Source organism: Pseudoalteromonas arctica (genome assembly GCF_012927645.1).
Classification (GTDB): Bacteria; Pseudomonadota; Gammaproteobacteria; order Enterobacterales; family Alteromonadaceae; genus Pseudoalteromonas; species Pseudoalteromonas arctica_A.
On the sequence record NZ_JABBMT010000009.1, the window covers coordinates 91649 to 106310 of the forward strand.

Sequence of the window (14662 nt, forward strand, 5' to 3'; positions counted from 1 at the left end):
TTTCCTCTGGTACAGTATTGATGGCAATCTTAAAACAAGCAATATACAGGCTAAAAAATGAATATACTTCGAACAGCACGACTAAATTTTAAATTAATGGATGAAAATGACGGCGCATTATTATTTGATCTGGACAATGATCCTGCGGTCATGGAGCACCTAACGCGAGGCCAGGTAAGCACCATGAACACCATCAAAGATGTTTTTATTCCACGCATGCAAGCCTACCGCCATCCACAACAGGGCTGGGGGCTTTGGCAAGTTAACCTCAATGATAATGACAGCTTTATTGGCTGGATATTAATTCGGCCAATGGGATTTTTTACTACAGAGCCCGATTTTAGTGATATTGAAATTGGCTGGCGCTTTAAGCGTGTAAGTTGGGGAAAAGGCTATGCCAGTGAAGCTGCCGCCGCTGTTGCAGATGCAGTGACAAAAAACGGCGATGTTAAAACACTCAGTGCTACCGCACTAAAAGCAAATAGTGGTTCTATCAAGATAATGAAAAAGCTTGGCATGAAATTTATCGAGCATTATAACCACCGCGACGAATTTGGTGAGTTACCCGCCGTGTTATATCGAAAGTCTGTCTGATCATAAGCTCGGTGTACGAATTTATTTTAAACGCGGTTGAATTTAATATGAGCGCCGATGAAGTGGTAAATAGCCCGCGTTTTCATCATCAACTTTGGCCTAAAAAAATGATCCGTCATCATACAGGTTTAGATGCAAACGTTGTTAAAGCACTAGAGGAAATGGGCTACACCTTAGATCAGCGCCAATTTTGGTGATATGCATGCGAGCATCGAACGTGATGGCAAACTCGATGCCGGCTCAGAAGCGTCAGGGCGGGGTAAGGCGATGGTGTTTTGATTCTAGCTGTAAGTGGTTAGCCGTAAGCTGTAAGCTTGCGCGGTGTTAAATTAAGCGATTGTGGTTGGGTTGATCATAGCGAAGCCCAGTTACAAAAGGTTTTAGGGGCTAGGTAACTAGGAGCTAGGGGAGTAACTCGTAGGCGCGAGTTTACCTCGCGCAGTACGCAGTTTAATGAAATTGGGTGTCAGCGAACGACTCGCCATAGCATGTGGTATCACCAGCACCAAAAGTAGGCGCTTGGAAGCGAAGACCCTTGTCGAAGCTCAAAAACAAAAGGAATTAACATTGCGCTGAGCAATAACTATTTAGCGTCACAAGGTTTAGTGTCATTGAGGGATATTTGGATCAATATTCATTACGGGAGATGAACCGCCCATAGCACTTCCTATTAATGAAAAGCGCATGATGGGTGGTGTTGGGGCTGGAGGAGTAAATAGTATCACCTTTTATGATAATGACGATTTCATCACCACCACCATTTTCATATGACGCAACGTCTATCCCTGCCGCCCAATTAGCTTTGTAAGAAAAGCACCTTAGGTATTCGTCTTCACAAAGCTCTATATCCAAAGCTGCACTAGCTTTTAGAGTAGAGACTAGTTTTTTATTGGGTAGATTATCTAATATCATTTAAGCTGTCTTTGTATGGGAGTAGACAATTTTATTTCCGATATTTTTCTTTGTATTACAATATATTGCTCCTAAATCAAGAAAGTACATACATGCAATTAGATCATCAAGTCTCTGCTTTTTATAGGCAAGCCGGTGGCTCACCCTCCGGCAATTTTTACTTTGAATTTGAGTGTTTCGAGGATGGCTTTGAGTTTTTCGCGGTCGTCGCCTTGTACTTCAATGATACCGTCTTTTACCGCGCCGCCTTGGCCCATTTTACTTTTAATGGTTTTGGCGAGTTTTTTTAAATCGTGTTGCTCGCTGTCAATACCAGTTACCAACATAACGCCTTTACCTTTACGGCCTTTGGTTTGGCGTTCGATGCGCAGGGCGCCGTCTTTAAATACTTTACTAGCCACTTCTGTGCTTGGTTTTGGTTGGCTGATACGGCCTGTTTCGGTTGAATAAACGAGATTACTATCACTCATGCTTAACCTGCATTTAAAAAGTTAAATAAACAATGGGCTAGATAATATCAAATTTAAAACAAATTTGTGCATAGAGTGTTTTATTTTTGGTTATTTATCATTAACAAGTTATATTTAATACTAATTAAGAATGGATAATCTGAGCAGGAGTTAACTAATGAGTCTAAGTAAGAGTGCATCAGCAGATGGTGCGACACTGACTATTCAAATTAAGGGGAAGTTCGACTTTAATTTAGTGCAGTCATTTCGACAGTCGTATTCCGATATCAATGAAAAAACCGCTAAGGTCGTAATTGACTTACGAGAAACCGATTACATGGATAGCTCCGCCCTTGGTATGCTGCTGAATATGAAAAAGACCTTGGGAACCTCAGTTGATGCAATTCAAATCAGTAATTGTCAGCCGCAACTGAAAAAAATCCTGCAAATATCACGTTTTGATAAAAAGTTTGATATCGATTGATGCATATTCTCGTTGTTGATGATCAGCCACTTAATTGCATGCTTTTAAAAGTAATGTTGATGCAACAAAATTACGAGGTATCAACCGCTGCCAATGGGGTTGAAGCATTAGCAATATTAGATCAGCAAAGCATTGATATTGTGTTACTCGATGTAATAATGCCAGTGATGGATGGCTATGAAACGGCAGCTAAAATTAAGCAGCGCCATAATGAAGTTCACCTACCTATTATTTTTATAACCGCTTTGGAAGATCAAAGCAGTTTTGAACGTTGTTTAGAGGTCGGTGGTGATGACTTTATTCATAAACCGTTTGATAAAGTAATTTTAACTGCGAAAATAAAAGCTCATAGCCGCACCCGTAAGCTGAGTTTAAAAACCCACGAACAAAATAAGTTATTAGAATATCATTACAATCAAACCGAGCGTGAGCACGAAATCGTTGAGCATATTTTTAATAACGCCCTAGAAAACCAAAATAAGTTTACCGACAACATTGATTTTCATCTCTCACCGGCTTCTATGTTTAATGGTGATATGTGTTTGATTGGGCAAAGTCCTATTGGTAGTTTGTATTGTATGCTGGGGGATTTTACCGGCCATGGCTTAGCAGCTGCGGTAGGGGCATTGCCAGCGTCGAAAGTGTTTTACACTATGGTTAATAAAGGTATGGCGGTTAGTGATATTGCAGCTGAAGTTAATGCCGTATTAGTGCAACTATTACCCGGGCATATGTTTTGTGCCGCGACAATTATTGAATTAAGTAGCTCAGGGAAAAGTGTTTCAGCTTGGCTTGGTGGCTTGCCTGATGCTTATTTAATTGATCAACAAGGAAGCGTATTAAAAACTTTAGAGTCACAGCATATGGCTTTAGGGATTTTAGAAGGCGACGAATTTGAACGTGAATTAATTCATTTTGAAGTCGATACGAGTATGCGTTTGGCGCTGGCCACCGACGGCATTATAGAAACCACTAATAAAAACGGTGAATTTTTTGCAGAGCAACGCTTTATAAAGGCACTTGCAAGTAAACCCAAAGTGACTAGTCAAGATATGATCGCGCAAGTGACTAAGTTTGCTCATGGTAGTAAACAACAGGACGATCTTAGTTTAGTACTTTTTAATTGTTTAGCGGTTCCTCCTGCGGCTGAAGAGCAGGCCGTTTATTCTCGTTTACCCTTTAATTTTTCTTTAACGCTGAATTCTCGGCAAATAAAACAAACCGATCCAGTGCTTGAAATCGTTGAAGTACTTACTCGAGTTGGCGGTTTAAAAGAGCACCGCTCTGATATTTTTTTACTGCTCTCTGAGGCTTATAACAATGCACTTGATCATGGTGTATTAGGGCTCGATTCAAATATTAAAAATAAAGAAGATGGCTTTATTGAGTATTATCAACTTCGAGAGGCGACATTAGCCAAACTTGTTGATGCATTGATCATTGTCGATATACGTTATTGCCCTGATACATTGTGCCTGTATTTTATAATTTGCGATTCTGGCAATGGTTTTTCAAACACCGATGGTAATGCCAGCTGTAATAATCGCGATCATGGTCGCGGGCTATCGATACTAGAAGAAATAGCAGAGCAGGTGACTTATAACTCATCGGGTAATCAAATTGAAATGTGTTATCGATTGCTACAACAACAAAGCTAGTCGTGATTGTTTAGCCATGCTATGATTCATTTTTAGATGTTTGGATGGCTAAATGATTTATTCTTATTTATCTCTTGCGCAGTTAGATGTGCCCGCTCAGTTAGTCTCTGATGAGCTTACTAAGCTCGAAAGCTACTTATCAAATCAGCCGCTTCCTGCGGTACGCTGGCAATATCAAGTACCAGAGCTGGGTGAAGGCGGGGCGTGCAGTTTATTTGGTTATTTACAAGATGAGCCGTTTAAACTCACTGATTTTTTACCACAAGATCAGCACACTACGCAAAAGCTTGCTCAATTACAACTGATTGTTGATTACGTTGTAGCGCAAACTAAAGTTGATTGGTACGGCATTTATCAAAGTACAGCAACACCTGAGGGGGAGCAATTACTTAAACTGACTTACTTTGGTGCGCCAAGCCGACCGCTTTTTCCACTTACCGAGGCCTTTGCTGCCGGTAGTAATAATGTACAGGTGGCACTAAGTCGTAAAGGGCGAGTGATCAACAACGTTGAGCAGTATTTGGCTGCGGGTGGTGAATATTATACCTGTGATCCTAAAGTAAAATCAGAGGCCTGTTTACCGCTTTTTGACAGTGCAAATCGCTGCGTTGGTATTGTTGATGGCGAAGCGTTTAATAACGATTTTTTCAACCAGCAAACCTTAGCACTCCTAATTGCATGCTGTATTAAAATTCCTCACTTTTTAGTGTAAATAACACTAGCCATGCTAGTGAGTTTTTATGTTAAGCTAAGTGCAACAGCTAACCCTTAAATAATGAAAGAGATAGTCAATGTTCTCAGTATTAAAACCATTACCCACTGATCCTATTCTTGGCCTTATGGCGGCCTATAAACAAGATACTAACCCAAATAAGATTGACTTAGGGGTTGGTGTTTATAAAGATGAATTCGGTAATACGCCGGTATTAAAAGCAGTTAAAAAAGCTGAAGCGTTCCGTCTTGAAAACGAAACTAGCAAATCATACATTGGTTTGGCGGGTAACTTAGATTACTGCCAAAAAATGGAAAATCTATTATTAGGTGAGCACCAAGCATTATTAGCTAATCGGGTTCGTACAGCACAAGCACCAGGTGGTACAGGTGCATTGCGTGTTGCAGCTGAATTTATTGTTCGCTGTAATCCAGGTGCGACGGTATGGGTTACTAATCCTACATGGGCAAACCACATTAGCTTGTTTGAAGCCGCTGGCCTAACAGTTAAAGAATACCCGTACTACGATTATGAAAACAAAGATTTATTATTTGATGAAATGATCGAAACCCTTACCCAAGTGCCCAAAGGTGATGTGGTATTACTACACGCATGTTGTCATAACCCAAGTGGTATGGACTTAAACGAAACGCAGTGGCACACAGTTGCTGAACTGGCAAAAGATATTGGCTTTACCCCTCTGGTTGATATTGCATATCAAGGTTTTGGTTCAAGCTTGGAAGAAGATGCAAACGGTTTACGTATTTTAGCTGATGCAGTTGATGAGCTGATCATTTGTTCGTCATGTTCGAAAAACTTTGGTTTATACCGTGAGCGTATTGGTGCATGTTCAATCATTGCGAAAGACAGCGCGACAGCTGATATTTCAAACTCAGTATTGTTAAGTGTGGTACGTAGTATCTATTCAATGCCACCGGCCCACGGTGCTGACATTGTAAACACTATTTTAAGCAGCGCTGAACTGACACAGCAGTGGCACAGTGAACTTGATGAAATGCGTAACCGTATCAATGGCCTGCGTACTTTGATAAAAGACAGCCTAGCGGCAAAAGAGATTGCTCAAGACTTTTCATTTATTGACCGTCAACACGGTATGTTCTCTTTCTTGGGTATTAATAAAGAGCAAATTGAACGCCTGCAAAAAGAATACGGTATCTACATTGTTGGTTCAAGCCGCGTTAACGTAGCAGGTATCAGTCAAGCTAATATCGATTACTTTGCAAATGCTGTTGCAGCCGTTTGTAAGTAATTTTACTTAAATAGCGTTTATTAAAATAAAAAAACCGCACTAACTTATTGTTGTGCGGTTTTATTTTTTTTTAACCTAGAACTACGCGTCAATTAAATCGCATTGCCGCTATAATAACGACAATGCAAAGGGAAGGCTAATTTAACCAGTGGATCGCACCATTGATACGATCATTGTAATTTTCTAATGGCGCACCAAGATTTGCGACTAAAATTGTATCTGCGTCAGCACCACGGTTAATATGACCTTCAAAACGATCGTCTTGAAAATCGTCGCCGCCGATGCCAAACGATTGCTGTTTTGATGGCACTATAAATACCGTCATCGGGCCATAGTCTGATTCAAAAACTAGGTGTAATCCTTCTTGACCCTTAAAGTCACAAAACATTACGTAAGTTACTTTACCTGGTAATTCATCTAAATGGCCACCTAATACAGCAAGTTTTTCATTTACCGCTGCTAAGCTGATTGCTTCGGTCTTTTGCAGCGAATTTATTTCATAGTAAATATGAGCAAGCGCATGTTCGCTAGCTGCGTACGCGACATTTTGTTCGCTGCTAAATAAAAATGCTCCCACAGCCACCAATACTGAGGCTGCCATGGCAAGTGGTAAACGAGCATGTTTAAAACGTGTACTTGCCTCAACTACATTATCTGTTTGTTGTGGCGATGTTTGCGTGCTGGTATCAGCTGATGCTTGGTTGACTTGCTCAGTCGTGACCAATTCGTTTTGTGTATGCGCTGCGGTGTTTGCCAAAATACGCTCGGCAAGACCTGCAGGCACTGGTACGTCAAGTGCATTGGCAAGATCTAATTCAAAGGCCTGCATATCATGCATAAATTCTTGTCGCTCAGAGTGTTGCTCTGCAAACTCCACAAGCTCCTTATCAGTGCTGTTTGGCTGTGCGCTAATTCGGCGACGAAACTCGAGATCATCCATTAATTTGATGCCCCTTTAAGTTGTTCATCATCACGGCTCAATGCCTCTTTTAACTGGTTTCTGGCGCGGTATAAACGCGTCATAACCGTGTTTTTATTTAAATCTAATATTTCTGCTATCTCTTCACCTGAGCAACCCATAACTACTTGTAGTAATAATGGCTCGCGGTATTCATCAGGTAGCTTAGCGATTTGACGCTGGATCACTGTTTGTTCCATTTCGTCATCCAAGGTGACACTTTTTTCGTCAACTAAAGTGTCGTTTTCAACATCGCTATAATCAAATTGTTTGCGTTCAAAACGACGGGCATTTTCCCGGCGTAAAATCGTCAATAGCCATGGCTTAGCTGCTTTTTGATCTAATAATGAATCCAGAGATCGCCAAGCACGTAAAAATGTTTCTTGGACAAGATCTTCGGCAATATCAGGATCTCGGCAGAGCCAATAAGCAAAGCGATATAATTCGCGATGATAAACATGAACAAGTTTTTCATAGCGTGTATTTTTCTCTGCCATATCAACTAAGACCTGACTTTTAGAGTTTTCATTTCCAAGCATAAGCACTTTTTTATTTATTTTAAGTTATTTACTATTTGAGTGCGGGGATTGCGCCACGTCACTTAAACTCTATTTATAAAGTCCTTTTAATACAGCTTGTTGCGATTTTTTTTGTACTTTACGTTGCTCTTCCAACATGCCAACAATCACCATCAAATCAACATCTGCATCACTAGGACTATAGAGTGCTGCCCGTAGTTTAGCAATATGTTGACTAAGCTGTGTATTATCAGCTAGTTGCTCAAGCTTGTCTATTGCACCGCTCGATTGTTTTGTTAAGTACATTGCGTAACGATTTAGCGCCTGATAAAAGGCACTTACATCATTGCTTTTAGCGTGTTTCTTTAATTCATCTAATGAAATTGATGAATTACTATGGGTTATTGTCGGCTTTGCTTGCATCAAGCTGCGCTGAGATTGACTGCGCCACCATAAAATTAAGGTTATAAACCATAATAAATAGCCAATCACACTGATAATAATTAACCATAACGGATACTGATTTATCGGTATTGCTTGATAACTGATTGCTGCCGTATCAGTGGTTGCGCTTTGTGATGGCGTAAGTGGCTGCGCAGCAACGGCTGGGGTACTTGTGCTACTCGGTGTTACTGTAATAGTACGAGCTGGTAATGTTGCATAACTGATCCGATTAATCTTGGTATTATACCAAGGCACGCTTACCTCTGGCAGTGTGTAAGTGCCTGGCATCTGCGGTAACAATGCGTACGAGGCTGTTTGTTGTGATATTACTCGGCCATCGCGAACCAAGTGATTATTTTCTTTTTCATCTGGGTAACTGCGAATACCTTTGATTTCAGGCAGTGCAATATCAGGTAGTTGCTCTTTGGTGATGCCAAGTGCGGTTAAAGTCAGCGTTCGCGTAATCGGTGTACCCACTTCAACCGTGTCGTCAGCGGGTTGCCATTGCTCATCTAAATTAACTAATTCACTAGGCAGCCATGCACCTTGGTAGTCACTTGGTATTGGTTTAATTTCAATATCGACATTATCACCCAGCGCAGAGACATCTAACTGGCGATAGTCTTGGCGAATTCGACCTTGAAAAGTTGGGGCTTGAATCGTGTAACTACCACTTTTTTGTGGCTGTACTAAATACTCGCGAGTGATCACTAAGTAACGCTTACCATCAACAAGTTCATAGTTTTCAGTTTGCTTGCCAATTTGGCTTAGCTGCGCATCGGGCATCGCGGGGGCACTTAAATTACCATCAAGTAACTCTTTGGCAAGATATAGCTTAACTGTGTAAAGCCCTGCTTCTTGAACAAATAGGCTGTCACTTGAAAGTGATGCATTAATAAAAATATCGTTGTTTTGCTGCGCATCTTTACTGCGTTCAGCCACTTTTAATGCAATGGGCGCAGAGCTGACACCAGCTACACTAAATGCTGGGATTGTATAATCCCCGGCAGTGCGGGTCATAAGTTTAATAGACCAAGTGGTTTCTTTTGAAATACTACCATTAATGATGTTTGTGCGAGTGCTGACACTGGTGCGGCCAACCACGAAGTCTTTTAACAGGACTGAAGTATCAGGTTGATCATTTTTTATGGTGTCATCTGCACTGATATTGAGCATAAAAAATTCACCCGCTAGTACCGGGTTTTTATCAACACTGGCTTGTAATTGCGTAATAGCCCACGAGGGCATAGCGCTGATAAGCAATAAACAACAGATTAATCGCATTACCATGATTTTTCGACTCCTTGTGGACGGCGTTGATTGTTTCGTTTTTGGGCTTCTAATTGCATTTTGTTACGTAACAGGATTGCGGGATCATCGGGTACTTTTCGTAGTAACTGACTAAGCTGCTGGGCTTTTTCTTTTTCTTCGTTGGTAAGCTCTGCGGTTTGCGCTTGCATAGCTTGCTGCTGTGCCGCTTCTTCAGCTTGTTGCTGTTGTTCAGGAGTCATTTGCGCCTGCTTATCATCGTTTGCAGAGTCATCTTTGGGCTCGGTTTGCACATCTTGTTGCTGTTGCTCATCAGTTTTATCACCTTGCTGAGGTTCAGCCTCCATTTGTGGATCGTTTTGCTTATCAGTTTGTTGATCAGATGGTTTGCCGTCTTGCTGTTTATCATCAGTCTGCTGGTCATCACTTTGCTTAGATTCATCGCCTTGTTGAGATTGCTGATCCTGATTAGGCTGCTCACCTTGCTGTGACTTATCTTTATTTTGCTGATCTTGACCTTGTTCACCATCTTGGTTTTTTTGGTCTTGATCTTGATCGCCGTCTTGGCCTTGTTGATTTTGCTGTTGATTTTTCAACTGTTCAACAAGTGCCTGATTTTCTTTTGCTTGGGTAAAGTCGTGTTGCAAAGCTTGTGCTTGCTGATAGGCGGCAATTGCTTCGTCGAGCTTGCCTGCCTTTGCTAGAGCATTACCGTAATTATATAAACCAGTGGCGCTTTTATCTTGGCTAAATTGTGCCAATGCAGCATCAAAATTACCTTGCTGGTAAAGCGCCGCGCCTTTTAGTTGACTAGAATCTGCTGTGGCAGCTTGCTCATATTCACCTTGTTGATAAGCGTCTAACGCACGTTGATCGTGATTTTTAAATACCAAAGGCAGCTCTACTGCATAAGCATTGTGTTGCGGTAAAAAGCTCACAACTAAAAATGCAGCTGCAAAAGATCCTCGGCGAAAAATCCACAGCATCATTGGCAGTAAAATAAATAAGCCATAAATCCCCGCATCAATACGCCAGAGCGCTTGACTTTGTTTTTCATTTTTCAGTATTTCATTATTCGCACTGGGTGCAAAAATTTGAAGGTCGCGGGCACTCGGTTGATAAGTGGCAAATTTACCACCACTGTTTCTCGCTAGACTATTAAGCATACTGATGTTAATGGTAGGCACTACAATTTGTCCGTAACTATCTTTTAAAAACCCACCTTTAGGAAGTTTAATTGGCGCACCTTGCTCAGTTCCGATACCGTAAATGTTTAATCGATAAGGGTTAGCGTCTGTAAATTGGCTGATATCTTGTTGCTCACTTTGTTCAATGCCGTCGGTTACTAAGATAATATCGCCTTCAAGGTATCCGGCTTGTGTTAATAACTCTTTTGCAGCATCCAGCCCAGCAAGTACGTTGGAGCCTTTATCAGGCATGATATCTGGGCTTAAACTTGGGATCAGGTTTTCAAGCGTCGCGGCATCATTGGTTAGCGGCGAAATGGTATAAGCAGTGCCTGCATAGGCAACTAATGCAGTGTCGCCTTCTTTAAATAGTTTAATCATATCCAGCGCTTTGAAACGCGCTTGCACTAAACGACTGGGCGCAATATCCGTGCTGTACATCGATAGTGACATATCCATCACAATCACGCGGGCATTTTTGCTTTGAAATACCGGCACGTGTTTTTCTTCAAAACTGGGACCTGCGCTAAAAATAACGGCTAATACCGTAAAGAGGGCTAGTAGCCGCATGGGTTGCGTGTTTTTTTGGTTATTGGTGTTGATCACAAATCTTGCTAAGTGAGCTGCTATTAATTCACCTTGGCTGGTTTTCTTGTGCTTTATCATTGCAATAGTAAACATTAAACACACAGGAACTAATAACCACAATACGGCTGGGCGGATAAATTCAAAGTCCATTAGGCCTCCTGTCTTAATGTTTTTGCACTGATAAACATAACGCGCAGACCAATCAAGGCCAGTGCGATTAATAAAGGGAAGTAAAATAACGCGCTTTGTGGACGAAAGGTTTGCTCATCAGCGCTGATCGGCTCAAGTTTATCAAGTTCTTGATAAATTTGTTGTAAGCCGGCAACGTCTTTTGCGCGAAAATAAAGGCCGCCAGTTTGTTCGGCAATGCGTTTTAGCAGGGTTTCATCTAAACTACCTCCACTCATGCCACCCATATTAAATAAGCTAAAGCCACGCGGATTATCAGAGCCTACGCCGATGGTATACACTTTAATACCTTCTTCGCGAGCAAGCAGTAGGGCTTCTTCTGGATCTAAGTTACCGGCGGTGTTTTGACCATCTGTTAATAACACCACAATGCGATTACTTTCATCTTTACTGGCAAAACGTTTTACTGATAAGCCCAGCGCATCGCCAATGGCGGTGGCGCGGCCAACCAAGCCTATTTGTGCTTCTGATAGCATTTGGCTTACGGTTTTAACGTCTCGCGTTAGTGGTGTTTGTAAAAACGCCGTATCACCAAATAAAATCAGCCCTAAACGGTCGCCTTGACGTTGCTCAATAAAGTCACTTAATACCGCTTTTACCATGGTTAAGCGATCAACATATTGGCCTTGATAAGCCATATCTTGCTCGGTCATTGATCCTGATAAATCAACAGCTAGCATGATATCGCGGCCTTCATTAGGTAAGGTTATTGGATCATCAAGCCAGGTTGGATTAGCTAAAGCGGTGACTAAAAGCAGCCAAATCAACCATTCAAATACACTAATACCACGCGCCTGTTGCTGGATAACTTGTGCACCTAAGTTGTGTTTGGCGAAGCTTGGGATCCGTAAGCGGGTATTGCCTTCACTGTGTGCTGGCTTAAATAATAAGCGCAACAACCAAGGCAGTGGTAATAATACAAATAACCAAGGCCAGCTAAATTCAAACATTCAGCGGCTCCTTTAATTTAAATTGCACAATGGCGAGTTTTAATTTCTGTGCCAGCGCAGTTTGATTGCTTTGTGATTGATAAAGGCTCATTAGTTCGTGTTCAGTAAATTGTTGTCCGGTCAGCTTATTTAGAGTAATACACCATTGTTTTGTGCCTTGTGATGCAGCACTTTGCTGATAATAGTGTAAAATCAAGCGTTTAATTAAAATATGTAGTTGCTGGGCATCTTCAGCGTGTTGCTCACTAAGGGAAATGGCTTGACGTTTGGCTTTTTTAAACAGCCGTGCCCGGTACAACTGATAACTTATAAAGCTGACAGTTACGAGTAACACCACAATGATGAGCCACCAAATAGGGGCTAAAGGCCACCAAGAAACATGGCTTGGCACAATCACATCATGAAGACCAGCTAATGGAGAGGTTTGCATATTACTTTCTCACTAATTGCAGCTCAAGAGGTGTGGCTGCATTGAATGATATTAAATTAAGGCCCGATTTAGTTAAGCGTTGCATTCGTGTGGTAAATGCTTGCTCGGCAGTTTTAGCAAATTTATCACGAAAACTTTTATCCATCAGCGGCAGGGCAAAGTCACTGCCGTTGGCGTTCACCGTGACCGTTTGTTTAAACGCGGGTAGTTGATGCTCAAATGGGTCGCTAATATGGCAGCCGATCAGTTCACAATGTCGACTCAGTATTTCGAGTTGTTTAAAACTGGCATCATCAAGGGCGCTAAAATCTGATACTAAATAGACTAAGCTGCCCGGCTTGGCTAAATGATTCAAACGCTTTAGGTTATCACTGAGTTTATTGTCTGCGGGCTCATCAATCTGCGCGAGTGCTTGCTGGTGGTTATTACACAAATTATGGCACAGTTTTAACACGGCTTTTTCGCGGGCGCTGGGCTTGAGCTCTAAATGACCATGCTGATTAAACACTATGCCACCGATGCGATCGCCGCGTTGACACGCTGACCACGCCACCAAGGCACTAATATGCGCTGCTTGCACAGATTTAAGTAGTAACTTTGAGCCAAACAGCATTGCATTAGAAAAGTCGGTAAACACAAACACTGGCCGTTCCTTTTCTTCTTGAAACAACTTAGTGTGTGTTTCACCAGTACGTGCTGTAACGCGCCAATCAATTGAGCGAATGTCATCGCCTTGTTGATAATGACGTACTTCAGCAAACTCCATACCTCGGCCTTTATGAGGCGCGAGATATTGGCCGGTCAGGCTATTTCTAATTTTAACTTTTGGCGCAAGCTCTAATAAGCGAGCTTTCGCTTTATAATACATCAGCTCTTTCAAGCCTAAGTTGACCCCATGGCTATGACTTAGGCTGAGCCACTGTTGGTTATCTAATTGGCTTTGCATGGCTTATGGTACGGCAACAAGTTCTAAAATACGGCTAATGACTTGATCTTTAGTAACGCCATCGGCTTGTGCTTCATAACTTAAAATAATGCGATGGCGCAGAACATTATGCAACACAGCTTGAATATCATCTGGAGCAACAAAATCGCGGCCTTGTAACCATGCATGAGCACGGGCACATTTATCTAAGGCGATGGTGGCACGCGGACTTGCGCCATATTCAATCCAGCTGCCTAACTGGGCGTCTAGTTTTGCGCCTTCACGCGTAGCAATAATAAGTTGCACTAAATATTGCTCAAGCGGCTCAGCTAAATACAGCCCTAAAATCGCTTTGCGAGAGGCAAATAAATCGCTTTGACTAATTTGTTGTGCGGGTGCTTGATGTTCGCTCAACGCTTCGCCACGGGTAAGGCGTAAAATATCAAGCTCATGCTCGGCGCCTGGATAATCAATGCTTAGGTGTAGTAAGAAACGGTCTAATTGCGCTTCTGGTAGCGGGTAAGTGCCTTCTTGCTCCAGTGGGTTTTGGGTTGCCATCACCATAAATAAATCCGACAGCGGATAAGTGTTTTTACCAACCGTGACTTGGCGCTCAGCCATGGCTTCTAATAAAGCTGATTGCACTTTAGCGGGGGCACGGTTAATTTCATCAGCTAATATAAGGTTATGAAATAATGGTCCTTTTTCAAAAACAAATTCGCTGGTCTGTTGGCGATAAATATCAGTTCCGGTTACGTCAGCAGGTAATAGATCGGGGGTAAACTGTACGCGTTGGAATGAGCCTTCAACGCCTTTGGCTAATGCATTTACTGCGCGAGTTTTAGCAAGCCCTGGAGGGCCTTCTACTAATAAGTGACCATCGGCTAAAATAGCAATAAGTAGTGCTTGCGTTAATTCTGGCTGGCCAATAATTTGGCTATCTAAATAAGTTTTTAATTGTGAAAATACGTTAGTGGCCATAGTAAAAAAACTGTCCTGATTTGCAAGGTTTATAAAAAGCTCTAATGGTTATTGGGATTATTGTTCTATAACACAAGTGTTAGACTCAAGTTTTCAAAATAGTTCGTTATATTTTAACGATTTTTACCCTAGCATAGAAAGCGC

The 14662-nt window shown here is 41.8% G+C and carries 15 protein-coding genes and 1 pseudogene; 6 read left to right on the forward strand and 10 right to left on the reverse strand.

The window, feature by feature from the left end; translation table 11 throughout:
- Nucleotides 1–57 precede the first annotated feature (57 nt).
- Both HHO47_RS08210 and HHO47_RS08215 read left to right on the forward strand, forming a co-directional pair.
- Nucleotides 58–594: a GNAT family N-acetyltransferase gene (locus HHO47_RS08210; protein ID WP_169019855.1), complete on the forward strand. Its 537-nt coding sequence runs from the start codon at nt 58–60 to the stop codon at nt 592–594.
- Nucleotides 594–873 (forward strand): annotated as a pseudogene (locus HHO47_RS08215) (gamma-glutamyltransferase); the annotation flags it as partial. The gene HHO47_RS08210 and the pseudogene HHO47_RS08215, both read left to right, overlap by 1 nt.
- A 348-nt stretch (nt 874–1221) precedes the next feature.
- Here the strand turns inward: HHO47_RS08215 and HHO47_RS08220 are convergent.
- The gene (locus HHO47_RS08220; protein ID WP_169019856.1) at nt 1222–1506 is read right to left on the reverse strand and encodes a hypothetical protein; all 285 of its coding nucleotides are present in this window, start codon (nt 1504–1506) and stop codon (nt 1222–1224) included.
- 140 nt (nt 1507–1646) lie between these two features.
- A complete protein-coding gene (locus HHO47_RS08225; RefSeq protein WP_169019857.1) occupies nt 1647–1976 on the reverse strand; it encodes a stress response translation initiation inhibitor YciH in 330 nt (109 codons plus the stop codon).
- 157 nt (nt 1977–2133) lie between these two features.
- Between HHO47_RS08225 and HHO47_RS08230 the strand changes: the two genes are divergently transcribed.
- The 4 genes from HHO47_RS08230 to HHO47_RS08245 all read left to right on the forward strand — a co-directional run bounded on the left by HHO47_RS08230 (nt 2134) and on the right by HHO47_RS08245 (nt 6079).
- On the forward strand, nt 2134–2439 hold the full coding sequence (locus HHO47_RS08230; protein ID WP_169019858.1) for an STAS domain-containing protein: 306 nt from the start codon (nt 2134–2136) through the stop codon (nt 2437–2439).
- Entirely contained in the window at nt 2439–4097 is a 1659-nt protein-coding gene (locus HHO47_RS08235) for an ATP-binding SpoIIE family protein phosphatase (RefSeq protein ID WP_169019859.1), read from the forward strand. The genes HHO47_RS08230 and HHO47_RS08235 overlap by 1 nt, the downstream gene beginning before the upstream one ends.
- 52 nt (nt 4098–4149) lie before the next feature.
- On the forward strand, nt 4150–4809 hold the full coding sequence (locus HHO47_RS08240; RefSeq protein WP_169019860.1) for a GAF domain-containing protein: 660 nt from the start codon (nt 4150–4152) through the stop codon (nt 4807–4809).
- A gap of 79 nt (nt 4810–4888) precedes the next feature.
- A complete protein-coding gene (locus HHO47_RS08245) occupies nt 4889–6079 on the forward strand; it encodes an amino acid aminotransferase (RefSeq protein ID WP_169019861.1) in 1191 nt (396 codons plus the stop codon).
- A 136-nt stretch (nt 6080–6215) separates the two neighbouring features.
- Here HHO47_RS08245 and HHO47_RS08250 read toward each other — a convergent pair whose 3' ends face one another.
- The 8 genes from HHO47_RS08250 to HHO47_RS08285 form a co-directional block, all read right to left on the reverse strand.
- Nucleotides 6216–7019 (reverse strand): DUF3379 family protein, encoded by an 804-nt coding sequence (locus tag HHO47_RS08250; RefSeq protein WP_169019862.1) that lies wholly within the window; start codon nt 7017–7019, stop codon nt 6216–6218.
- Nucleotides 7019–7576, reverse strand: a complete 558-nt coding sequence (locus tag HHO47_RS08255; protein WP_169019863.1) for a sigma-70 family RNA polymerase sigma factor — start codon at nt 7574–7576, stop codon at nt 7019–7021. Before HHO47_RS08255 ends, HHO47_RS08250 begins: the two co-directional genes overlap by 1 nt.
- A 69-nt stretch (nt 7577–7645) precedes the next feature.
- Entirely contained in the window at nt 7646–9289 is a 1644-nt protein-coding gene (locus HHO47_RS08260; protein ID WP_169019864.1) for a BatD family protein, read from the reverse strand.
- Nucleotides 9283–11193 (reverse strand): vWA domain-containing protein, encoded by a 1911-nt coding sequence (locus tag HHO47_RS08265; RefSeq protein ID WP_169019865.1) that lies wholly within the window; start codon nt 11191–11193, stop codon nt 9283–9285. The genes HHO47_RS08260 and HHO47_RS08265 overlap by 7 nt, the downstream gene beginning before the upstream one ends.
- Nucleotides 11193–12182 carry a vWA domain-containing protein gene (locus tag HHO47_RS08270; RefSeq protein ID WP_169019866.1) on the reverse strand — a complete coding sequence of 330 codons (990 nt, stop codon included), beginning with the start codon at nt 12180–12182 and terminating at the stop codon, nt 11193–11195. Before HHO47_RS08270 ends, HHO47_RS08265 begins: the two co-directional genes overlap by 1 nt.
- Nucleotides 12175–12612: a DUF4381 domain-containing protein gene (locus tag HHO47_RS08275; RefSeq protein WP_169019867.1), complete on the reverse strand. Its 438-nt coding sequence runs from the start codon at nt 12610–12612 to the stop codon at nt 12175–12177. The genes HHO47_RS08270 and HHO47_RS08275 overlap by 8 nt, the downstream gene beginning before the upstream one ends.
- A 1-nt stretch (nt 12613) precedes the next feature.
- Entirely contained in the window at nt 12614–13558 is a 945-nt protein-coding gene (locus HHO47_RS08280) for a DUF58 domain-containing protein (RefSeq protein ID WP_169019868.1), read from the reverse strand.
- Nucleotides 13559–13561: 3 nt separating this feature from the next.
- Entirely contained in the window at nt 13562–14518 is a 957-nt protein-coding gene (locus HHO47_RS08285; protein WP_064667661.1) for an AAA family ATPase, read from the reverse strand.
- Nucleotides 14519–14662: the final 144 nt, after the last annotated feature.

What these genes read in the sequence shown, in the direction of transcription:
- HHO47_RS08210 (WP_169019855.1), top strand. Translation starts at nt 58, where the DNA reads ATGAATATACTTCGAACAGCACGACTAAATTTTAAATTAATGGATGAA.
- HHO47_RS08220 (WP_169019856.1), bottom strand. Translation starts at nt 1,506, where the DNA reads ATGATATTAGATAATCTACCCAATAAAAAACTAGTCTCTACTCTAAAA.
- HHO47_RS08225 (WP_169019857.1), bottom strand. Translation starts at nt 1,976, where the DNA reads ATGAGTGATAGTAATCTCGTTTATTCAACCGAAACAGGCCGTATCAGC.
- HHO47_RS08230 (WP_169019858.1), top strand. Translation starts at nt 2,134, where the DNA reads ATGAGTCTAAGTAAGAGTGCATCAGCAGATGGTGCGACACTGACTATT.
- HHO47_RS08235 (WP_169019859.1), top strand. Translation starts at nt 2,439, where the DNA reads ATGCATATTCTCGTTGTTGATGATCAGCCACTTAATTGCATGCTTTTA.
- HHO47_RS08240 (WP_169019860.1), top strand. Translation starts at nt 4,150, where the DNA reads ATGATTTATTCTTATTTATCTCTTGCGCAGTTAGATGTGCCCGCTCAG.
- HHO47_RS08245 (WP_169019861.1), top strand. Translation starts at nt 4,889, where the DNA reads ATGTTCTCAGTATTAAAACCATTACCCACTGATCCTATTCTTGGCCTT.
- HHO47_RS08250 (WP_169019862.1), bottom strand. Translation starts at nt 7,019, where the DNA reads ATGGATGATCTCGAGTTTCGTCGCCGAATTAGCGCACAGCCAAACAGC.
- HHO47_RS08255 (WP_169019863.1), bottom strand. Translation starts at nt 7,576, where the DNA reads ATGCTTGGAAATGAAAACTCTAAAAGTCAGGTCTTAGTTGATATGGCA.
- HHO47_RS08260 (WP_169019864.1), bottom strand. Translation starts at nt 9,289, where the DNA reads ATGGTAATGCGATTAATCTGTTGTTTATTGCTTATCAGCGCTATGCCC.
- HHO47_RS08265 (WP_169019865.1), bottom strand. Translation starts at nt 11,193, where the DNA reads ATGGACTTTGAATTTATCCGCCCAGCCGTATTGTGGTTATTAGTTCCT.
- HHO47_RS08270 (WP_169019866.1), bottom strand. Translation starts at nt 12,182, where the DNA reads ATGTTTGAATTTAGCTGGCCTTGGTTATTTGTATTATTACCACTGCCT.
- HHO47_RS08275 (WP_169019867.1), bottom strand. Translation starts at nt 12,612, where the DNA reads ATGCAAACCTCTCCATTAGCTGGTCTTCATGATGTGATTGTGCCAAGC.
- HHO47_RS08280 (WP_169019868.1), bottom strand. Translation starts at nt 13,558, where the DNA reads ATGCAAAGCCAATTAGATAACCAACAGTGGCTCAGCCTAAGTCATAGC.
- HHO47_RS08285 (WP_064667661.1), bottom strand. Translation starts at nt 14,518, where the DNA reads ATGGCCACTAACGTATTTTCACAATTAAAAACTTATTTAGATAGCCAA.